20 protein-coding genes are annotated in these 20,304 nt (G+C 38.4%); 12 read left to right on the forward strand and 8 right to left on the reverse strand.

Features of this window, described 5'->3' with window-relative positions; genetic code table 11:
- Positions 1 to 394 precede the first annotated feature (394 nt).
- Both H514_RS23085 and H514_RS23090 read right to left on the reverse strand, forming a co-directional pair.
- Complete coding sequence (locus H514_RS23085; protein ID WP_051255149.1) at positions 395 to 1,036, reverse strand: YpmS family protein; 642 nt, start codon at positions 1,034 to 1,036, stop codon at positions 395 to 397.
- A 44-nt stretch (positions 1,037 to 1,080) separates the two neighbouring features.
- Positions 1,081 to 2,001, reverse strand: a complete 921-nt coding sequence (locus H514_RS23090; protein WP_036843202.1) for an SGNH/GDSL hydrolase family protein — start codon at positions 1,999 to 2,001, stop codon at positions 1,081 to 1,083.
- Between the two features lie 424 nt (positions 2,002 to 2,425).
- Between H514_RS23090 and asnB the strand changes: the two genes are divergently transcribed.
- The 8 genes from asnB to H514_RS0113700 all read left to right on the forward strand — a co-directional run bounded on the left by asnB (position 2,426) and on the right by H514_RS0113700 (position 10,208).
- Positions 2,426 to 3,931, forward strand: a complete 1,506-nt coding sequence (asnB, locus tag H514_RS0113665) for an asparagine synthase B (RefSeq protein ID WP_027447467.1) — start codon at positions 2,426 to 2,428, stop codon at positions 3,929 to 3,931.
- A gap of 221 nt (positions 3,932 to 4,152) precedes the next feature.
- Positions 4,153 to 5,238, forward strand: a complete 1,086-nt coding sequence (locus H514_RS0113670; RefSeq protein WP_027447468.1) for an amidohydrolase family protein — start codon at positions 4,153 to 4,155, stop codon at positions 5,236 to 5,238.
- Positions 5,239 to 5,241: 3 nt separating this feature from the next.
- Positions 5,242 to 5,598 carry a Rieske (2Fe-2S) protein gene (locus H514_RS0113675; protein WP_027447469.1) on the forward strand — a complete coding sequence of 119 codons (357 nt, stop codon included), beginning with the start codon at positions 5,242 to 5,244 and terminating at the stop codon, positions 5,596 to 5,598.
- Positions 5,599 to 5,619: 21 nt separating this feature from the next.
- A complete protein-coding gene (betB, locus tag H514_RS0113680; protein WP_197063124.1) occupies positions 5,620 to 7,086 on the forward strand; it encodes a betaine-aldehyde dehydrogenase in 1,467 nt (488 codons plus the stop codon).
- A gap of 20 nt (positions 7,087 to 7,106) precedes the next feature.
- Positions 7,107 to 8,096 carry an NAD(P)/FAD-dependent oxidoreductase gene (locus H514_RS0113685; RefSeq protein WP_027447471.1) on the forward strand — a complete coding sequence of 330 codons (990 nt, stop codon included), beginning with the start codon at positions 7,107 to 7,109 and terminating at the stop codon, positions 8,094 to 8,096.
- Positions 8,097 to 8,139: 43 nt separating this feature from the next.
- Positions 8,140 to 8,688, forward strand: a complete 549-nt coding sequence (locus H514_RS23095; RefSeq protein WP_036843199.1) for a chromate transporter — start codon at positions 8,140 to 8,142, stop codon at positions 8,686 to 8,688.
- A 20-nt stretch (positions 8,689 to 8,708) separates the two neighbouring features.
- Complete coding sequence (locus H514_RS0113695) at positions 8,709 to 9,245, forward strand: chromate transporter (protein WP_036843204.1); 537 nt, start codon at positions 8,709 to 8,711, stop codon at positions 9,243 to 9,245.
- A 54-nt stretch (positions 9,246 to 9,299) separates the two neighbouring features.
- Positions 9,300 to 10,208 (forward strand): glycine betaine ABC transporter substrate-binding protein, encoded by a 909-nt coding sequence (locus tag H514_RS0113700; RefSeq protein ID WP_027447473.1) that lies wholly within the window; start codon positions 9,300 to 9,302, stop codon positions 10,206 to 10,208.
- 138 nt (positions 10,209 to 10,346) lie between these two features.
- Here H514_RS0113700 and H514_RS0113705 read toward each other — a convergent pair whose 3' ends face one another.
- Positions 10,347 to 11,495 (reverse strand): DUF2927 domain-containing protein, encoded by a 1,149-nt coding sequence (locus H514_RS0113705; protein ID WP_027447474.1) that lies wholly within the window; start codon positions 11,493 to 11,495, stop codon positions 10,347 to 10,349.
- Positions 11,496 to 11,710: 215 nt separating this feature from the next.
- On the opposite strand from H514_RS0113705, the gene H514_RS0113710 reads away from it, so the two are divergent.
- A complete protein-coding gene (locus H514_RS0113710) occupies positions 11,711 to 11,908 on the forward strand; it encodes a DUF2188 domain-containing protein (protein WP_027447475.1) in 198 nt (65 codons plus the stop codon).
- A 199-nt stretch (positions 11,909 to 12,107) separates the two neighbouring features.
- On the opposite strand, the gene H514_RS0113715 is transcribed toward H514_RS0113710, so the two are convergent.
- From H514_RS0113715 to H514_RS0113725, 3 genes are all read right to left on the reverse strand, one after another.
- A complete protein-coding gene (locus tag H514_RS0113715; protein ID WP_027447476.1) occupies positions 12,108 to 12,830 on the reverse strand; it encodes an amino acid ABC transporter ATP-binding protein in 723 nt (240 codons plus the stop codon).
- Position 12,831: 1 nt separating this feature from the next.
- Entirely contained in the window at positions 12,832 to 13,494 is a 663-nt protein-coding gene (locus H514_RS0113720) for an amino acid ABC transporter permease (RefSeq protein ID WP_027447477.1), read from the reverse strand.
- A gap of 110 nt (positions 13,495 to 13,604) precedes the next feature.
- Positions 13,605 to 14,384 carry a glutamine ABC transporter substrate-binding protein gene (locus tag H514_RS0113725; RefSeq protein WP_027447478.1) on the reverse strand — a complete coding sequence of 260 codons (780 nt, stop codon included), beginning with the start codon at positions 14,382 to 14,384 and terminating at the stop codon, positions 13,605 to 13,607.
- 279 nt (positions 14,385 to 14,663) lie between these two features.
- Between H514_RS0113725 and H514_RS0113730 the strand changes: the two genes are divergently transcribed.
- A complete protein-coding gene (locus H514_RS0113730) occupies positions 14,664 to 15,881 on the forward strand; it encodes an NAD(P)/FAD-dependent oxidoreductase (RefSeq protein ID WP_027447479.1) in 1,218 nt (405 codons plus the stop codon).
- 21 nt (positions 15,882 to 15,902) lie between these two features.
- On the opposite strand, the gene H514_RS0113735 is transcribed toward H514_RS0113730, so the two are convergent.
- Positions 15,903 to 16,373 carry a chlorophyll a-b binding domain-containing protein gene (locus tag H514_RS0113735; protein ID WP_027447480.1) on the reverse strand — a complete coding sequence of 157 codons (471 nt, stop codon included), beginning with the start codon at positions 16,371 to 16,373 and terminating at the stop codon, positions 15,903 to 15,905.
- Positions 16,374 to 16,454: 81 nt separating this feature from the next.
- On the opposite strand from H514_RS0113735, the gene H514_RS0113740 reads away from it, so the two are divergent.
- Together H514_RS0113740 and H514_RS0113745 are read left to right on the forward strand one after the other, a co-directional pair.
- Positions 16,455 to 17,234 carry a hypothetical protein gene (locus H514_RS0113740; RefSeq protein ID WP_051255150.1) on the forward strand — a complete coding sequence of 260 codons (780 nt, stop codon included), beginning with the start codon at positions 16,455 to 16,457 and terminating at the stop codon, positions 17,232 to 17,234.
- Between the two features lie 34 nt (positions 17,235 to 17,268).
- Positions 17,269 to 18,162 carry an NAD(P)/FAD-dependent oxidoreductase gene (locus H514_RS0113745; RefSeq protein WP_027447482.1) on the forward strand — a complete coding sequence of 298 codons (894 nt, stop codon included), beginning with the start codon at positions 17,269 to 17,271 and terminating at the stop codon, positions 18,160 to 18,162.
- Between the two features lie 195 nt (positions 18,163 to 18,357).
- Here H514_RS0113745 and H514_RS0113750 read toward each other — a convergent pair whose 3' ends face one another.
- On the reverse strand, positions 18,358 to 19,893 hold the full coding sequence (locus H514_RS0113750) for an FAD-dependent oxidoreductase (RefSeq protein ID WP_154657383.1): 1,536 nt from the start codon (positions 19,891 to 19,893) through the stop codon (positions 18,358 to 18,360).
- Positions 19,894 to 20,304: the final 411 nt, after the last annotated feature.

Here is a 20,304-nt window from a genome sequence, read left to right on the forward strand (position 1 = left end):
ACGGAACCGCCGTAGTTCTAGGATGAGGTGTTCTAATTCCAAGGTAGTATAATCCTATCATGACAAGGGTCTAAGCAACTTCTGTGAATATGTTTTCCAATCAATATGTGGTGGGAAAGTCCAAATAATGGTCCGTTAGTCTCCATAATCGCGTGGAGGGAAGGAAACGGCAAACTGTCGTGGTAACAAAGGGAAGACGAGACCCCGCAGGCACGAGGAGGCTCGGCTTTTCTTCCACAACAGGCTTGCCGTTTCACTGACCGCAACAAATTACTCAACAGCAACGGACTCCTCACATTATTATCTCGAAACCAAGTCTTCCACATAAGGGGGCTTTAATGGGATAAGACTATTAACAAAAGCCCAGAGGTTACCTCTGGGCTTTTGTATGGAGTTATTTAACCAACTTCTTCAACCATGTGCTTCTCTCTTCACTAAAGACTTCATGAGGAACCGTGATTTGGAAAGCAAGCTGATTCTCTTTGACATTAAATGCCTTGGCACGAACACGGATGTCATAGATCGGATTCATTTGTGTAATCGCTACATAGATATTTTCTTTATCGGGGTTTACAACAATCCAATCTGGCATAGGGTAATGATCTTTAATATAGTCAAGCACCTTATTATTTGGCAGAAACAGCCTTCCAAGAGTGATAGACTTTACTTGTAAGATCATGTCACCATTTTTTTGAACATCAGGCGTTAGCTTCATGGTTACAGGAATCCTCTTATCAAAAGCCACAATTGTCCCACGTACTTCAATATCCTCTCGCAAAGATACAGAATAATTAAATGGACTATCTTTTGAAAGGTCTGTTAAATAACTATTAATGATTTGGTTTAAATTTTCTTTTGAGGACATCACCGTGAATTCCGCACGTTTATCTTGAAACGGTAAGCTGTTAGGGATGGTCGTATGGGATGTTGGCAGGTAAACTAATGCAACAAGCCAAACAACCATGACAACGTTCACGACGGCTAATGTCCAAAATAACCATTTCCACTTATTTTTAATTGTTATCGCCTTGAACATATAAATGCTCCTGTTCTTTATTCTTGCTTCAGATGAGAGCTCAATTATGCTTTCTCATCTTCTTGTTGAATTGATTCTTTAATATATTCAAACACACGCTCTGCAATTAATTGATACCCTTCCAGATTCGGGTGGAAGTTATCTTTATAATACAAATCCTTCCGCCCTTCAAAAAGGTCAGCGATCGGAATGAACGATATATTATCATATTGAGACGTGACATTACGACTAATTTTATTCCAATCATTCATGATTTGGCCAAGCTCTGGTACTTCACTAAAATATTGATTAAAAGGATTATAAATTCCGATTAAAAAGATTTTAACATCTGGATTTTTCACTTGAATCGTATCGAAAATCGATTGTAAACGAGTTTCATAACGGGTTTGTTCTTTTACGAAATCCTCATACTTTAAGTCTGTAAAGTTATCCTTTACGATTTTCATTATATCATTGGCGCCGATTGTCATCAGAATAATATCAGCTTCTTTAACGGATTCTGAAATTTCTTCTTTATTTAAACGTTTTAAGAGTTGATCCGTTCGGTTTCCTCTTTTTCCATAGTTCTTAATCTCGATATTCTGATCTGACTCACTTTTTTTTAAGGATTTCTCTAAAATCCCTACATATCCCCCATTGTCACTTTCATCACCGACGCCTTGTGTTAAAGAATCCCCAATTGCAACAATATCTAAGTCTTCCTTAACAAAGACTCCCATAGCTCCTTCCACAACCCGTGTAACAGCCTCTTTAATACCATCAGAGATGGTCTTGTCATCTGATGTTTCTGATGTTTCATCTTTGTCTTGATCGGCATTATCTTTTTTCTGCTGTGTATTCACTTCATTTTGGTCTACAGGAGTAGTCGGAAGGTGTTTGTCTGGAGATAAGCTTATCCAAATAAAAAAGCTTGCTAATCCTAGGATGAGTCCTAAGATAAGGAAAGATTTATGTTTCACAATCATCACACCTGTTCCGTAAAAATGCTGAGTGTAATCTTATTTACCCTTAATGCGTATAGAAAAAACTATAAGTGCTAATACAATTATATGCTATCGGAAGAATCTAATATGTTTTCTCTGCATTGATAGTAATTCGAATCAATTGTAAAAAAGTTGTCTGTACTCCTTAAGCATAAAGCTCTATAAACGTCAGGTCTAGTTATATTGTTAGGATTTTTAGTGAAAAAATTTAACAATTCTAATGTGTCTCCAATGAGTCTTATTTTACTTGATTATTTATGCTTGTATTTATAATGAAAGGTATATCCTCTTATATGTTCAATAGTCGTCTATTTTCTTATCCTTTCCACCATTTGGATTATGGTTATCAAGCTTATATAATGTGTTCTGTACAAACAAAAAATACAGTTGAGGTGACCCTAACTCTATGTGTGGCATATTTGCTATGACAAGCCATATCGACAAAAGTGTAATGAACGAAGTATTGGACAGTATGAAACACCGAGGTCCAGATGAAGGGAAAGAAGTACCTTTAGAAAAATTTCATCTAGGCCATCAACGTCTATCCATTATCGGTTTAGAAGATGGTATTCAACCTATCCATAACCAAGATGAATCAAAATGGATTGTTTGTAACGGTGAAATTTATAACTACCCCAACCTTAAACAAAAACTAGAAGCATCAGACGTTTCTTTTTTAACTGAATCAGATAGTGAGTCAGCTCTTAAAATATATGAAAAATATGGTGTTGAAGGAATTAAACAGTTAGATGGCATGTTTGCCTTTTTTATAGCAGATGAAAAGAATAATACGTTTGTGGCAGCAAGAGATACGCTTGGTATTAAACCACTTTATTATGGAATCGATACTGAAGGCAATTATATTTTCTCTTCTGAGCTCAAAACATTATACCTTGTTACTAAAGATGTGCACGAATTCCCAGCAGGCCATTATTATACACCTGAAATAGGATTTGTTTGTTATCGACGTATTGAAAGTCCTTCAATCACAGAAGAAAAGAATGAAGATGCATACACTTCCATGATCCATGAGCAATTAACGAATGCTGTTGAAAAGCGTTTGTTAGCTGATGTTGAAGTAGGTGTACTCTTAAGCGGTGGTTTAGATAGTAGTTTGATTGCGGCTATTGCAGCGAAGCTAAATAAAAGTGATAAGCCAGTTAAGTCCTTTTGTGTTGGTTCAGAAGGAAGTGTTGATCTAAAAAGGGCTCGTGATGTAGCAGAAGCAATTGGTACAGAGCACTATGAGTATGTTTATACACCGGATGAATTGATTGAAGCAATTCCAAAGGTTATTTATGCACTAGAATCCTATGAGCCTTCCTTGGTACGCAGTGCGCTACCAAACTACTTTGTTTCCAAGCTTGCATCCCAGCATGTGAAGGTTATTTTATCTGGAGAAGGTGCAGACGAATTGTTTGCTGGCTATGACTATATGAAGAAATTTGATACGACTGAAAAGCTAAACGATGAAATCATTCGGGTCATCAATACACTTCATAATATTAATTTACAACGTGCCGATCGCATGAGCATGGCACATTCACTTGAATTACGTGTTCCATTCTTGGATTTAGATCTAATTCAGGATGCGCTTGAAATCCCTGCGAATCTTAAGCTTCATACTGAAGAGCAAATGGAGAAAACAATTCTTCGTAAATCCTTTAATAATATGCTCCCAGAGCACGTGTTATGGAGAAAGAAAGAAGAGTTCTCTGAAGGAAGCGGTGCACTAGATATACTTGAAAATTATGCCAATGAACATATTACGGATAGAGAGTTCAAGCAGTTACAAAGTGAAGCCTCCATTGATCTTCGAAGCAAACAAGAAGCACTATATTTCAAATACTTTAAAGAATATTATCCTGACCAATCGATTTTCGACACAATCGGTAAATGGGCAACAGCATAATATTTTTAAAAGCGAACCTCCTAATGGGTTCGCTTTTTTTTTTTTTCGTCAAAAAAAGAATTTGTGTCACTGAGCGTTACTGAGCTTTACTGACGTTCACTGAGCTCACTGAGTATTACTCATCACCTCTGAGTAGATTTGGTTATATTTAGGGGGGTGTGCTAGGATTTTTAATCAGTTGTGATCGAACAATATCATCTTAATGAATGGGGGATATAACAATGAGTCAAAAGCAAGCAACGAAGTTACATTTAATTGATACTGACATCCATGAACGAGCGCAATACAAAGATTTACTTCCTTACCTAGAACAGCCTTATAAGCGTTACATTACGGATAACCATTGGCTTCAGGAGAAGCATATGCCATATACCCAGCCTTCAGTAGCTGGTGTTGATCGTGCAGATGCTAGAGTACCTGATGGGCGACCAGCTGGGTCAGACTTATCATTTATGCAAGAGCAATTATTAGATCCGATTGGACATGACGTAGGAATTCTAACTGGAGCACTAGATCCGTCACCATCGTCCATGCATGGGTGGTATGAGATGGCTACAGCGCTTGCTAGTGCCTATAACGATTGGCAAATTGATACGTGGTTAGATCAAGACGAACGCCTATATGGTTCTGTTCATATAGCAGCACAGGATCCTCAGTCAGCAGTTAAAGAAATTGAACGAGTAGGATCACACCCTAAAATGGTTCAAGTTTTACTTCCAATTGATGATCAATTATGGGGAGAACCATTTTATCATCCGATTTTCGAAGCAGCAGAACGTCATGAATTAATGATTGGTATGCACCATAATGAACCACCTGTCTACTATGGTAAATGGCCAAGGTATTTTATCGAATGGCATACTCTTATTCCTACAGCACATATGAACATTGTTACAAACATGGTCTTTAATGGTGTGTTTGAAAAATTCCCAAGATTGAAACTGATGATGATCGAGGGTGGATTCACTCACATGCCGTTCCTAATGCGTAAGATGGATCAGCAGTATAAAGACCTTCGTCATGAAGTGCCATGGTTAAAGCGTAAGCCAAGTGATGTGATTCGTGAACACATGTGCTTTACAACGCAGCCATTAGAGGAGATGACGAAGAAGGAATTTATGCAGGTAATGGAACAAATGGGTTCAGATGAAATCGTTTCATTCTCAACGGATTATCCACATTGGGATTACGACTCACCATTTGATGCCTTACCTCCAGGTCTAGATGAGGATTTGAAAAGAAAATTATTCTCAGAAAATGCAAAAGCATTTTATCCAAAACTTAAACATCTACGTAAGGAGAGATAAACCATGCAAGAAGTCGTATGTCAAAAAGATGATCTTCAGCCCGGGGAAATGATGGAGAGTACATTTGGACGTCATTCAATCGTGGTTTGCCGTTCATCTAATGGAGAGTATTATGCTTTTATGAATCGTTGTATTCACCAAGGAGCTCCCCTTTCTAAAGGTAAGTTGTGTGGTGCTCCTGAACCTACAGACAATGTAGGGGAATACAACTTTGTCAAAGAAGGTGATATTCTACGTTGTCCATGGCATGGGCGTGAATTCGATATTACAAACAAAGGTTGCATGCTAGCTAATGAAAAGCTCAAATTAAAAGATTTTAAAGTGATGGTCGAAGAAGACAACGTTATTGTCTATAAATAAAATCGAAGGGTGAAGTTTGTGATGAAAAAGATGTACATCAATGGTGAATGGGTAGAAGCTATATCTCAGCAAACAAGAGATATTATTAACCCATTCAACCAAGAAGTTGTCGAGACTGTAGCAGAAGGAAATGAAGGGGACACTCAAAAAGCTATTTCTGCAGCCCGAACTGCATTTGATTATGGGGAATGGGCAAACACACCAGCATCTATTCGTGGGGAAATGGTTTATAAGGTTGCCGAATTAATTGAGAGGGATAAAGCTGAATTAGCTAGGCTAGAAACGTTAGATACGGGTAAAACACTTACAGAAAGTGAAGCGGATATGGAGGATATTGCAGGGGTGTTCCGCTATTATGCAGGCCTCGCTGATAAACATGAAGGTGAGCTTATTGCATCCCCTATCCCAAACTCTAAAAGTAAAGTGGTTAACGAACCCGTTGGTGTTTGTGGACAAATTACACCGTGGAACTACCCATTACTTCAGGCAGCATGGAAGCTAGCCCCTGCATTAGTAGCAGGAAATACCTTGGTTATGAAACCAAGTGAAATCACCCCACTCACAACGGTGAAGGTTTTCGAATTAATGGAAGAGGTAGGCTTTCCAAAAGGTGTTGTAAACCTTGTATTAGGTGCTGGGTCTACAGTTGGGAATGAATTGGCTATAAGTGAATCAGTTGACCTTATTTCATTCACAGGAGGAATTGTGACTGGTAAGAAAATCATGCAAGCAGCAAGTACGAATATGAAAAAGATTGCTCTCGAATTGGGAGGTAAAAACCCAAATGTTGTATTTGCAGATTGTGATTTTGAAACAGCATTAGACCAAGCCTTGAACGCTGTCTATTTCCATGCGGGACAAGTTTGCTCTGCAGGAGCGAGATTAATCGTTGAAGATTCTATTCATGATCAATTTGTTGAAACACTAGTTGAACGAGTGAAGCGAATCAAACTTGGGGATGGATTTGAACAAGAAACACAATCAGGTCCTTTAATCTCCGCAGAGCATAGGGAAAAGGTCGAAGAATATGTGGAGATTGGAAAACAAGAAGGAGCTAATCTGCTTATTGGAGGCGAACGCCCACAAGATCCAGAATTAAAAGATGGATTCTTCTATCTCCCTACTATTTTTACTGATTGTAAATCTGAAATGAGAATTGTTCAGGAAGAAGTATTCGGCCCTGTATTAACGATTGAGCGTTTTCATAATGAACAAGAAGCTACGAAGCTTGCTAATGATTCAATCTATGGTTTAGCAGGTGCTGTATGGACGAAAGATATAGCAAAAGCTGAAAGAGTTGCAGCTCAATTACGTATGGGAACAGTTTGGATCAACGATTTCCATCCATATATTCCACAAGCTCCATGGGGAGGATACAAGCAATCTGGTATTGGACGTGAACTAGGAACTACTGGATTAGAGGAATATACAGAACAAAAACATATCTATGAAAATACAAAACCAGAACCATTACATTGGTTTAAATAAGAAGCTTGGGTGATGACAGTATGACAAATCAAGAGAATGTGACTGATGTTACCATCATTGGCGGTGGTCCAACAGGCCTTTTCACCGCATTTTACGGTGGTATGCGAGATATGAATGTGAAAATTATTGATAGTTTACCTCAGCTAGGCGGGCAACTATCAACCTTGTATCCTGAGAAATATATCTATGATATCGCAGGGTTTCCGAAAGTGAGAGCACAAGAATTGGTTGATAATTTAATTGAGCAAGCAGATTATTTTAACCCTCAAATCGTGTTAGAAGAAGCAGTGAAACATGTTGAGAAGGTTGATGAGCATTCCTTTAAGATAGAGACAACAAAAGATATTCATTACTCAAAATCAGTAGTTATTACAGCTGGAGTAGGTGCATTTGAACCGCGCAGGCTTAAATTAGATGGCGCTGATCAATATGAAGGGAAGAACCTTCATTATTTCATAAACGATCTACAAGCTTTTAAAGATCAAAATGTTCTTATAACTGGTGGAGGAGACTCGGCGGTTGATTGGGCTCTAATGTTAGAGCCAATAGCAAAACAAGTAACCTTAATTCATCGTCGTGATAAGTTCCGTGCCCATGAACACAGCGTAGAAGAATTATATAATTCCAATGTACATGTGAAAACTCCGTACACAATAGAGGAATTTATAGGGGATGGAGAACAAATCCAACAGGTAGTGCTTCAAGAAAAGAATGGTGAGCACGAGACCCTCGATGTAGACTCAGTGATCGTAAACCACGGATTCATCTCTTCTTTAGGCCCAATTAAAGAATGGGATTTAGATATTGAGAAGAACTCCATAGTGGTCAATTCCAAAATGGAGACAAATATTAAAGGGATTTATGCAGCTGGTGATATTGCCACATATGAAGGAAAAGTAAAATTGATCGCTACAGGCTTTGGTGAGGCTCCAGTTGCTGTAAACAATGCTAAAGCTTATATAGACCCAAATGCCAAAGTACAACCGAAGCATAGTACGAGCTTGTTTTAACAATTAAGGATAGAAGTGAAATTAGAAAAGAGTGGGTAATCCTATGAATGTTCACAAGTTATGGAAGCTATTTATAACCTTTGTAAAAATTAGTCCATTAACGTTTGGTGGAGGGTTTGCCATGATTCCTCACTTAGAAAATGAGTTTGTGAAGAAGAAACAGTGGTTGGACGGGGAGGATATTCCTGATTTATTCGCCTTCTCTCAGTCTGTCCCCGGATCAATCGCCGTTAATTCTTCTATTATAATAGGTTATCAAATAGCAGGAAGAATAGGAGCAGTTTGTGCTCTAATGGGCATCATCTTACCTACGTTTCTGATCATTATGACGCTAGCTATTCTTTTTTTGGGAATTCAAGATCAACCAATGGTGCAGGCAGCGTTTTTAGGGATTCGTCCAGCCATTGTTGGGTTAATTCTTTATGCTGCCTACAAAATTGGAAGAAAAGCAATTTTAGATAAGAAAACATTGCTCATCTTAGTAGGAACAGTTGGTTTATTACTCTTTACACCACTATCTCCAATTCATTTAATCTTGATTGGTGGTTTATTGGGAATTAGTCTACTTCGATTCAACTTCTACAAGAAATAAATGAAGGAGGGAGGATGGGGATGGTATGGGAACTGTTTGTTACATTCTTTAAAATTGGGTGTGTCGCATTCGGTGGAGGTTATGCCATGATCCCACTGATTGAACTAGAAGTGGCTCAACATGGTTGGCTTACACCTGGGCAGTTTACAGATAGCATTGCAATTGCTAGTTCTTCTCCTGGTCCTATTGCTACCAATTGTGCCATATTTATTGGGTATAAAACCGCAGGGCCATTGGGAGCGATAGTGGCAGGTGTAGGATCCATACTCCCTTCCTTATTGCTTATTTTAATGCTAGCAGGATTTTTTCATAAATTAAAAGACCATCGTGTCATTCAAGCTGCATTTTACGGCATTCGCCCCGTAATTACAGGGCTTATTTTTTATGCAGGTGTACGTATTGCGATGAAGAATGACTTCATCGGCGGCGATGGGTATATTGATGAGATCAGTATATTACTTATGCTAAGTTCCCTTGGTCTATTTTTATTTAGTCGGTTACATCCAGTTTTCATTATATCCTTATCAGGTTTTCTTGGGATATTGATTTACACATAAAGGGTTAGGAAAGAAGAAAGCTTCTATCCTGAATCTTTTCATAGGAGGATTTCGATGGTATTGAAAAACTATAAAACTCTATTATTCATTATAGCTTCGTTAATTATTATGGGAAGCGGTTGTTCAAGTGATAAGGGAGAAAAAGAAGCAACATCAGCTTCAACCTCTGTTGGTGATCAAGTTAATTATGAAATTATCGGTATTGAACCTGGAACAGGTATTATGGATAAAACGAAAACAGCATTCGATCAATATGGTTTAAGTGATGATTGGTCTGTGAAAAATAGTACAGGACCTGTTATGACTGCAGAGTTAGGGAATGCAATTGAAGATAAGAAGCCTATTATTGTAACAGGATGGAAACCTCATTGGAAGTTCTCGAAATATGATTTGAAATTTCTAGATGATCCTCAAAAGGTATATGGAGAAGGAAATAATGTACATACACTTGTCCGCCATGGACTAAAAGAGGATCTACCTGGGGTTTATGAATTTTTTGATCGTTTTGAATGGGAACTAAGTGAGCAACAAGAAGTGATGGTTTTGGCTGAGCAGGAAGATGTTAAGCCTAAAGAAGCAGCACAAAAATGGATAAAAGATAACCCTGAACTTGTAGATGAATGGACTAAAGGGGTTCAAAAAGGAGAAGGCCAAGTAGTGAAGGTTACGTTGGTTTCCTGGGCTGATGCCATAGCAACTACAACAGTTGTAACTGAAATTCTAAAAGATTTAGGGTACAAGCCCGAGCAGGTACCGGTAACGATCAATGCTATGTACGCTGGTTTAGCGAGTAAAAGCGTAGATGCCATGTTTGCTTCCTGGATGCCGGCACAAAAAACATACTATGATGATTATGAATCCGATTTCGAAGACTTAGGACCGAACTCTAGAGGAACGAGAATAGGTCTCGTTGTGCCAGCCTATATGGATATCAACTCTATTGAAGATCTAAAAGATGAGTAGAAAGATGTAAAGCATAGATGAGAATGTTCATCTATGCTTTTTTTTACACTTTAAGAAAGTTTAACTATTGTAAAGGTTTAAAGTATAAGAAAAACATCGGTTTCGCCATTTTTGGCGATAACCGTGTTTTTCTAACATTTAATCTATAATTCTTGGTTTTAGTGTTGCTTCCACTTGTGGCTTATACATCCCTGGGGTGATATCGGGTCTGTAAAGGAGCTCAATCATCTTTTTATCAATTTTAGCTAGTTTTGTAACGCCTGTGTCATTATAAGGATATAAAATACTGCTTCGATTATTGTCAAAGTGTTTGTACAACCCTAATGCATGAATGAGTTCGTGATAAATTGTAGTATTTCTCGTGTGCTGTGGAATAGTGGTATCGATTCCTATTGTAGCTTCTTTAAACACACCATTGTAGGTCACCTTATTAGGGTAGGCAAAACCGACAATCTCTCCATCCCCTTGTCGTAAGGGTTGTTGGAACCCAAGTTCATCAAATCTGTAATTTGGAACGAAATGCATAATGATCGTTCCAGCGTTATATGTACGATCATCTTTTTTATGCAAATTAAGATAGAAAGGCAAAGTCTCATTAAGTGTTGAAATATAAGTATTTAATGATTTCCAATCCTGAGAGGTAGGTTCTCCATGAACAACTACATCAACATCTTCTGTCCATTTCTGTATTCGAGGTAAATTGCTCTCTTTATGGATGAGGTTTAAAGATAACCACTCAAATGAATCAACCTCATTTCGAGAGTATGTTCGGTTATCAATCTCAAACCTAAACTTGCGTTGAGAAACAAGTTGATTATCCTTTGTTGCAACAATGTTCAGGTAATGATCACCTTCTTTAGTAATTGGTGAATCGATATCGTGTCGCTTTCCATCCAGCTTGATCTCATAGGAGACATCTTTTTCTCGCTCAAGTCCAAATGTAACAGATTTAAAATAAGAACTGCGGATGTTTGCTTTTAGCTCTGGCTTTTTAGGTGGCACATCATCTATTTCGAACTGAATTGACTTCTCTTCTTCTTGCCACCACTTTTTTGCTGTAACCTCAAGATCATAATGACCATTATCCGTGACAGTATGCTTATTTGTTATGCTTTCTCCATTGAGCTTTAACGTGTAATCATCCCCCGCTAAGTTTTGGTCAATAGAAATGGTTTGTTCTGTGACATAGATCTTTCCATCTTCAACCCCACTTATAGAAATTTTAGGCTTCGGAAGACAACCCACTAGGAATAAAAGCGTGAATAGTACTGGTATTATTTTTTTCAAAATTTCTCACTCCCGAACCCATTATAATGGGGAATGCTCTTTGTAAGTGTAGGTAAATATAGGTAATTATAGTTCTTGAAGGTGGGTGTTCAGTGGCTGTGGAAGCTGGTGCAGGGCGCCATATAGAATCGAGAGCTGCTGCTCTATGAACCATGTTTGATCAAAGTTCTAATTGGGAACATATCTACATATCCAAGAAAGAAGGAGAGATTAAGATGAAGGAATATACAGTTGCACCCAATAAAGATGCTACAGGCTGGTATGTAAAAGTAGAGGATATCGCTCCTACTGATCATTATGAAAAAAAGGATAAGGCGATAGCCAAAGCCGAAGAAATGGCTCAAGAGAACAAGCCTAGTAAATTATACATTTTAGATAAGTACCATGAGGTTCAAGAAGAAAAAAGCTATTAAGCTACAAAGAAAAGCGCAAGCGCCCTTTTAGCAACGAGGGAAGTCCCTTCGTTGCTGGGCGGTGGAGCTAGGCACCTAAGCGCTACAACTTATACTTTCTTTACTACTAATAAAACATCGGTATCGCTATTGTAGCGATACCGATCTCTTACATAAAAAGATTCCAGCCTATTACACAGGGGCTGGAATCTTTTTTATATTATAGGATCTTACTTAAGAACGATTGTGTACGTGGGTCTTGTGGGTTTTCGAAGATTTGTTCAGGATTACCCTCTTCCATAATGACACCTTCATCCATAAATAAGACACGGTGTCCTACCTCACGAGCGAAGCCCATTTCGTGTGTAACCACAACCATGGTCATCCCTTCTCGCGCAAGGTCCTTCATTACTTCAAGAACATCTCCAACCAGCTCAGGGTCTAATGCAGACGTAGGCTCATCGAATAGCATGACCTTAGGGTTCATTGCTAGAGAGCGAGCGATGGCAACACGTTGCTTTTGACCACCTGATAAACTATCTGGGTACATATCTGCTTTATCGGATAATCCTACTTTTTCTAATAAGGATCTTCCATTTTCGTTTGCCTCTTGTTCCGACTCACCTTTTACTTTAATGGGTCCTAGGGTGATATTTTCTAGAACCGTTTTATGAGGAAAAAGATTAAAGTGTTGGAACACCATACCTACTTGTGAGCGTACGGCATTAATATCAACTTTAGGGTCTGTGACAACATCTCCATCAATCGTAATTTCTCCCGACGTTACATCTTCAAGTAGATTTAAGCATCTAAGAAAAGTACTCTTACCCGAACCGGAAGGCCCGATAACACATACTACCTCTTTTTCTTCTACTTTAGCATCTATTCCTTTTAAAACTTCTAAGCTACCAAAATGTTTGTGTAGATCGTTAACAGTAATCATATTAAACGTCCAGCTTCCTTTCTAGTCTGCGTAAATATAGGGATGCAGGGATCGTCATGCATAAGTATAGTAAGCACACCATAATCAGAGTTTGGAATGGTGTATAGGTAACATTATAATACTGTTTTCCTGCATATAAAAGTTCATTAACTGCGATAACTGAAAGCAATGATGTATCTTTAAGACTAATAACAAATTGGTTTCCTAATGGTGGAATCATACGTTTAAAAGCTTGAGGCCATACAATGTAGCGCATCGTTTGTTTTTCCGAGAGGCCTAATGCACGCCCAGCTTCGTGTTGTCCTTTTTCAATGGAATAAACAGCCCCTCGTACAATTTCTGCAATATAAGCAGCTGCATTAATAGCTATCGCAATAATAGATGTTGTAATAGGGTCTATATTGAAACCAATTACATCTCTAGTAAGACCAGCATAAATAAATAAAATCTGTGCTAGCATTGGTGTTCCTCGAACAACTTCGACATAGAATGAACAAAAACCTGAGATAATTTTAAATCGAGATAGGCGCCCAAGACCAACAATAGCTCCTAAAATGAATCCTAAAAAAAGTCCGGCTAGAGTTAAACCTAATGTCCATCCCATACCGGGAATAAGGTCAGGCAATACTTTTATATAGTGTGAGTTTAAAAAGTCGTCGATCATAGAATTGCTCGCTCCTTGGTAATGATGTATTTAAGAGTGAAAAAAGCGTAACAAGTTCATAACTTGTTACGCTTCTGTTAAGTGTTTTCTACGGTGTTATGAACGTTGCCTTATTCAGGTTTTGAACCGAAATACTTTTTGTAGATTTCATCATACTTTCCACTGTCCTTAACAGCTTGTAACGCTTTATTAACATCATCCACTAAGTCTGAATCTTTAGGTAGTGCGATACCGTAAGATTGACCTTCTAGTACATCACCAACTGTTTTTAGCTTACCTTCCCCATTCTGTTGAATATAATATTTTACGTTCGGTAAGTCATAAAGGGATGCATCAAGTCGTTCGTTTTTAACGTCCATATATGCATTAATAATGTTCGGGAATGCTTTAACTTCAGCATCCGTGTTTTCCTTTAAGTATGCTTCACTCGTTGATCCTGTTTTAACACCAACCGTTTTTCCGTCTACATCATCAATAGATTTGATTTCATTGTTATCACTATTTACCATAAGAATTAAACCAGAATCATAGTAAGGGTCAGAGAAAGAGATAGATTCTTTACGTTTTTCTGTAATCGAAATACCTGCAATCGCTAAAGGATAACGACCAGATTGCATTCCAGTAATTAAACCGTCAAATTGCATGGTTTTGAATTCAACATTAAAGCCAGCTTCTTTAGCGATAGCTTTCATTAAATCGATGTCGAATCCTTCCATTTCGCCAGTGTCTGGGTTTTTGTATTCAAATGGCTTAAAGTTAGCGTCTGTAGCAACTGTATATGTCTCTCCGTCGCTATTCCCACCATCACCATTCGCTGAATCACCACTCCCACACGCAGTAAGTAGTGAGACCGTTAGTACTGCAATAAGTAAAGTAAGTAATTTCTTCATCTAGGTATTCCCCTTCCAAATTTTGTGTTTGCCTAATCCATTATCCCATAATTATCAGAAAATTTAAATTTTCATATAGTAGGATGAATGCTTAAGAGTTTTTAAAATAAGGGGTATGAAAAATGCAAAACAAGATATTCGATGAATAGCACCAATTTTCAGTCAAATTCTATTGTTTATTCACGATATGCTTGTCCGAAAAAAGGAAGTGAATTTTATTCATTAGATGGAATTATTGTTATAGTAGATATAGAGAGCATGGAAAGAACGGAGGATTCAATGGTACAGCATAAATATGATATCGTTATAGTAGGAGCTCGAGCAGCCGGAGCTAGTTTAGCTATTTTACTTGGGAACCAAGGCAAAAAGGTTTTATTATTCGATAAAACAACTTTTCCAAGCGATACATTATCCACTCACCACCTTTCTCATACGCAATACTTAAAAGCTTTGGGGGTACTGGAATCTGTAGAAGGAAATGGTTTAAGAAGATTAGAACGAATGCGCACCTACATAGGTGATAGTTTTATAGAAGGTCCAAAATCAGAGTACTCTCTTGCTCCAAGACGTAATCACCTTGATTCGATCCTGGTGAAGAAAGCTTGTGAATATGAAAATGTTACCCTTTATGAAAATACAAAGCTGAAAAGTTTAATTGTGGAAGGTGGACGAGTGAAGGGAGTTCAAATTCAGAAAGAGCAGGATGATTCTCAAGATGTTTTAGCAGATCTTGTGGTCGGAGCGGACGGTGTGCGCTCCAAAGTAGCAAAGCTTGTAGAAGCTGAAACATATAAAGAACAAGATCCAATTCGCCCTGTCTTTTATGGTTATTATGAAGGAATTGAGCCTCTAGCTGAACCTGCAACTGAAATCTTTTTGAATGAAGGAAGAATCGGATTTTTATTTCCCATGGAGCCTAATATGGACTGCTTAGGATTGGAAATTCGTCCTGAAGAATTTGAAGAGTTCAGTAAGAATCCAAAGAAAGCCTTTGAGAAGGTATATCAAAAGCATTACGGTATGAAACGAAGGATGCAAAATGCCGAACTAAAAGGAAAGGTAGTAGGAACGCCAGGAATACCTAATTTTCTAAGACAACCTTATGGAAACGGTTGGGCACTAATTGGAGATGCGGCTTATAGTAAAGATCCATCTACTGGACTTGGCGTAAATGATGCCTTTGCGCAGTCATTTCTACTTGCTGAAGCGTTGAAAAATATTGATAAAGGGGAAGATTGGTTGCAGGAGATGGAAGCTTTTCATACAAAACGAGATGAAAACATGCTACCTGCCTACCGCTTAACATTGGAGTATATCCAGAGATTAAAGCCGTATTCAAGTGAGCATTTAGCGTTATTTAATGCATTGTGTGCGAATCCAATAGCTTTATCTAAATTGGCTCCACATCTGCCGAATATGTTGAAAGATGTTTCTCACAACATCCCTGAACTATATGGTTCTATTGAGATGGAAGCAGAAGCATTAAGTAAGAAGTAGACCTGTACATGTTGTGCTGGTCTATTTTTTACTGCTTGGATCATGTAAGCCTAGATAGGAGACAAAATATTTTCGGCATATACCTTTAACAAGTTTAACTTGTTCATACGTTTGGCATTGAATGATAAATAGTGTTCGGATATTTATCTCTTTCTTTCTTTTATGAAGCCTTTGTTTCACTCTTCTTTTATCCCAAAAAAAGCCTAAGAAACCACCCACCAATAAACCGATTAATCCCATAAAAACGGGACCAACATATAAAATGGAACCATAGATCACGCCTAATAACATTCCAATTGCGCCTAGTGTTGCAGTAGTATCTGAAAAGCTTACACCATCTGAATAATTAATCGTATCTAAAAGCCTACGGTCATTTTCTTCATTATTCATTTCAACAAATACAATTTTATCTTGGGGAAAATCATTTTCTAGAATCTCTCCCACTGCTAACTCCACATATTCTGTACTTTCAAAAGCGGCAAACACATGCATAAGAGCACCTCGTTTAACAGATAATACCATATGATCTAGTTTAACGATAATTTATCTTTTTAAACATTAGAGGTGGAACATTTGGCAAATTCAATACAACAAGTCAAGGTCGTTGGTCCAAGAAGAGCGAAAGTGAAGGTAGGTCCTCTAGATGTGAATTACATAAATAGGCGTCCTCCTTGGGTTGCAACTTGGTGGTCAGCAGCTCTCCCAGGATTGGGGCATATCCATTTAGGTCATTATTTGAAAGGCTTACTCTTGATGAGTGGAGAGATTGTATTAAATACCCTTTCTCACCTTAATGTAGCTATTTATTACTCAATGATTGGAAATTTTGATGCTGTTCATCAGGTCATTAATTATAATTGGCTGTTTTTATACTGTGCAATTTTCGTTTTTGCTGTCTGGGATGCCTATCGTTTAACGGTGGATCAAAATCAAGCATCAGCGATCGAATCCATGCAAGAAGATAGACATTTAACCCATGGAAGTCTGAATACGTGGGGAATGAATACACTAAACCATCGAAATCCTCATATGGCTTTTGTATGGAACTTTCTTTTTACCGGCTTATTTCATATCTGTAACAACAAGCTGATTAGTGGGATTACGTTAATGGGATGGATGGTAGCAATTAGTTATTATACAAAGCTACCCAAAATGATTATGTACACGGTGTTAGGGGAATTTGATCTTATATCGCCGTTAATTAACCCTCAATGGCTCTTGTTCTTTCCATCCATTTACTTATTTAGTATATACGATGGTTATGCACATGCAGTTTATAACAATGAATTATTTGCCGAGGAACAAGCTTACCATTTTGATAAACTTTATGGAAAAACTGAACTAAAGATATAAGAAGTCGATTAAAACGATCTAAAGGAGATATTTTATGCAATATGATTGTATCATTATAGGTGGAGGCATAGCTGGATTACAAGCATCTATCCAACTAGGGCGCTATGCGCATCGTGTTCTTATTTTGGATGCGGGTTCGGGGCGTTCTTCACTTTGTAGACGATATCAAAATATACTCGGTTATGCAGATGGCGTGAGTGGACAGGACTTACGAGAAAATGGAAGAATGCAAGCTGGGCGTTTAGGGGTTGAAATGGTCTCAGCCACAGTTACAGATGTGAAAAAGCAAGACGCTACCTTCATGGTGAAAGACGAGAACGAAAATGTTTACTCTGGTAAGCGGCTTCTTTTCGCAACAGGTGTACAAGATAACCTACCCTCATTCGAAAATCTATATCCTTGTTTGGGGATGAGTCTTTACATTTGTCCTGATTGTGACGGTTATGAAGTAACGGATAAAAAAACGATTGTGATGGGATCAGGGAATATTGGAGCAAACATGGCGCTAACACTCACATATTGGACAGAGGACCTAGTGTATATTAATGATCATGGTGAGGAAATAGATGACGAGATAGATGAACAGTTACAGAAACACCAAATCCACATTATAAATAAACCAATTACTGAGCTTCTGACAGAAGGGTCGCAATTTAAAGGTGTACAGCTTACCGGAGGGGGCCAGGTAACTGGTGAAAAAGGCTTTTTCGCTTATGGAGGAAATAAAGTAAAAGCTGATTTAGCTAAAATGGTTGGCGTTGAAACGCACCAAAATAATCACATTGTAACAGACCCTCGGACTAAAGAAACAAGTGAAGAGCATGTGTGGGCAGCTGGAGATGTTGCTGCTCATTCAGAACTAGTCACCATAGCAATGGGAGAAGGGTCTCAGGCAGCCATTTGGATTCATAAGAGCTTGTTGGGATAACCGTAACAGATCTATCTAAAGAAAACTTGCCGATTGGCAAGCCTTTTAAGGCGCATACAGAGGCTTAGTCTTGGCTTATACTTCATGCTTTCAAAATTTTCACTACGTCGAATTGCTCCATTGCTAAAATTTTATACTTTCTTAACGTGTAAAAAAGCCACCCTTTTCATAAAAGATGGTGGCTTTCTAGTATCATTAATTTAACTTTTTCAAAGGTTTATCTGCAGGACCTTCATAAACCTCTCCATCATAAGAGAAGCGGGAGCCATGACATGGGCAATCCCACGTTTTCTCACCGTCATTCCACTCCACTTCACAACCGAGGTGAGTACATGTACGATCTATTATATGAAGTTGACCATTTGTATCTCGATAACCACCTGCTTTTTGATTGTTTTGATAGGTGATCGTATCTCCTTCATCTTTTCGTAAATCCTCTGCACGTTTTGATCCCCCGCTTAGCTTTCCTTTTACAAACTCAGCGGCTACATTGGCATTTTGAGATAGAAAGGTTTTAATGCTAGGGTCTGCATAGAAGCGGGTGGGACTAAAGAGGTCTTGGTATGGGTTGTCCTTCTCTTGGATCAGGTCACTAATCAAAAGTGCTGCTGTGGTGCCGTTTGTCATCCCCCATTTTCTATAACCAGTAGCGACGAAAATGTTTGAGTGTCTAGAAGTAAGTTGTCCAATATAAGGGACTTTATCTAATGTGATTAGATCTTGTGCTCCCCAGTTGTAAAGATAAGAGTCGATGCCGAAATTTTCTTTCCCGAAATCTTTTAAGTTCTGAAAATGCTGGAGGGAAGAACCACCTTGGCCTGTTTTGTGACTTTCTCCTCCAATTAACAGTAGCTCTTTTCCATTCATGTTCGCAGTACGAATGGAGCGTTTAGGCTTATCTGCACTTAAGTACATTCCTCCAGCAAATTCACCTTTAAGCTCTCCGCCTACAATATAGGATCTTTCTGCATACATTCGGCTAAAATAGAGCCCTTTTCCATCATAAAAAGGAAAGTGAGAGCTCGATACAACATGCTTACATGTTACTTGGAAACCATATTTCGTTACAATTTTTGGTTCATTTCCCTCAATGATATCGACTGCAGTGGTATTTTCGAAAATTTGTACGCCCATATTCTGGAGTTCTTTCACAAGATGAGTCAGATATTTTATGGGATGGAATTGGGCTTGGTTTTTCATGACAATTCCAGCTTGTATAGAAAAATCGATTGGAAGTTGATCTACATACTGACCGTCGATTCCCAATGTTTCATAGGCTTGCGCTTCTTTTTCGATAGTTTGAGCTTTTTTGTTCGTTGTTGCGTAGATATAAGCATCTTCTTCTTTAAATTCACATTCGATTTTACTTTGCTTCACTTTTTGTTTTATAAAATCGAGAGCTTCTTCGTTAGCCTGATAGTACTGCTTGGCTTCTTCTTCTCCCAGATGGTTGATAAACTCGTCGTAGATTAAGTCATGTTGAGCTGTAATTTTAGCGGTTGTATGGCCGGTTGTTCCTGTAATAATCTGATCAGCTTCAATAATGGCAACGTTATAGCCTTTTTTAGCGAGTAAGTAAGCTGTGGTGATCCCAGTGATTCCCCCACCGACAATCCCCACATCGGTATTTACGTTTTCATTAAGCTCTGGAAAGGAAGGGGGCGTAGTATTCGCCATCCAATAGCTTTCGGAGCTAGAGGTGTTGGTATTGTTGTTCAAATTCGACTCCATGATAAACCTCCTGTATTTGTCATTTCCATTCTTTACTATTCCAAATAAGGAGAGGAGCTATACAAATAAAGAAAACTTAGTTGTTGGAGTATGTTTCTTCCATTAAAGCCCCCTTATGTGGAAGACTTGGTTTCGAGATAATAATGTGAGGAGTCCGTTGCTGTTGAGTAATTTGTTGCGGTCAGTGAAACGGCAAGCCTGTTGTGGAAGAAAAGCCGAGCCTCCTCGTGCCTGCGGGGTCTCGTCTTCCCTTTGTTACCACGACAGTTTCCCGTTTCCTTCCCTCCACCCGATTATGGAGACTAACGGACCATTATTTGGACTTTCCCACCACATATTGATTGGAAAACATATTCACAGAAGTTGCTTAGACCCTTGTCATGATAGGATTATACTACCTTGGAATTAGAA

Origin of the sequence: Pontibacillus marinus BH030004 = DSM 16465, from assembly GCF_000425225.1 — a bacterium.
Classification (GTDB): domain Bacteria; phylum Bacillota; class Bacilli; order Bacillales; family BH030062; genus Pontibacillus; species Pontibacillus marinus.

Bases quoted from the DNA above. Each gene is read 5' to 3' on its own strand.
- betB (WP_197063124.1), top strand. From the start codon at position 5,620: ATGAAAAAGATGTACATCAATGGTGAATGGGTAGAAGCTATATCTCAG.
- H514_RS0113715 (WP_027447476.1), bottom strand. From the start codon at position 12,830: ATGATTACTGTTAACGATCTACACAAACATTTTGGTAGCTTAGAAGTT.
- H514_RS0113695 (WP_036843204.1), top strand. From the start codon at position 8,709: ATGGTATGGGAACTGTTTGTTACATTCTTTAAAATTGGGTGTGTCGCA.
- H514_RS23090 (WP_036843202.1), bottom strand. From the start codon at position 2,001: ATGATTGTGAAACATAAATCTTTCCTTATCTTAGGACTCATCCTAGGA.
- H514_RS23085 (WP_051255149.1), bottom strand. From the start codon at position 1,036: ATGTTCAAGGCGATAACAATTAAAAATAAGTGGAAATGGTTATTTTGG.
- H514_RS0113745 (WP_027447482.1), top strand. From the start codon at position 17,269: ATGCAATATGATTGTATCATTATAGGTGGAGGCATAGCTGGATTACAA.
- H514_RS0113710 (WP_027447475.1), top strand. From the start codon at position 11,711: ATGAAGGAATATACAGTTGCACCCAATAAAGATGCTACAGGCTGGTAT.
- H514_RS0113720 (WP_027447477.1), bottom strand. From the start codon at position 13,494: ATGATCGACGACTTTTTAAACTCACACTATATAAAAGTATTGCCTGAC.
- H514_RS0113735 (WP_027447480.1), bottom strand. From the start codon at position 16,373: ATGCATGTGTTTGCCGCTTTTGAAAGTACAGAATATGTGGAGTTAGCA.
- H514_RS0113700 (WP_027447473.1), top strand. From the start codon at position 9,300: ATGGTATTGAAAAACTATAAAACTCTATTATTCATTATAGCTTCGTTA.
- asnB (WP_027447467.1), top strand. From the start codon at position 2,426: ATGTGTGGCATATTTGCTATGACAAGCCATATCGACAAAAGTGTAATG.
- H514_RS0113730 (WP_027447479.1), top strand. From the start codon at position 14,664: ATGGTACAGCATAAATATGATATCGTTATAGTAGGAGCTCGAGCAGCC.
- H514_RS0113685 (WP_027447471.1), top strand. From the start codon at position 7,107: ATGACAAATCAAGAGAATGTGACTGATGTTACCATCATTGGCGGTGGT.
- H514_RS0113750 (WP_154657383.1), bottom strand. From the start codon at position 19,893: ATGGAGTCGAATTTGAACAACAATACCAACACCTCTAGCTCCGAAAGC.
- H514_RS0113725 (WP_027447478.1), bottom strand. From the start codon at position 14,384: ATGAAGAAATTACTTACTTTACTTATTGCAGTACTAACGGTCTCACTA.
- H514_RS0113675 (WP_027447469.1), top strand. From the start codon at position 5,242: ATGCAAGAAGTCGTATGTCAAAAAGATGATCTTCAGCCCGGGGAAATG.
- H514_RS23095 (WP_036843199.1), top strand. From the start codon at position 8,140: ATGAATGTTCACAAGTTATGGAAGCTATTTATAACCTTTGTAAAAATT.
- H514_RS0113670 (WP_027447468.1), top strand. From the start codon at position 4,153: ATGAGTCAAAAGCAAGCAACGAAGTTACATTTAATTGATACTGACATC.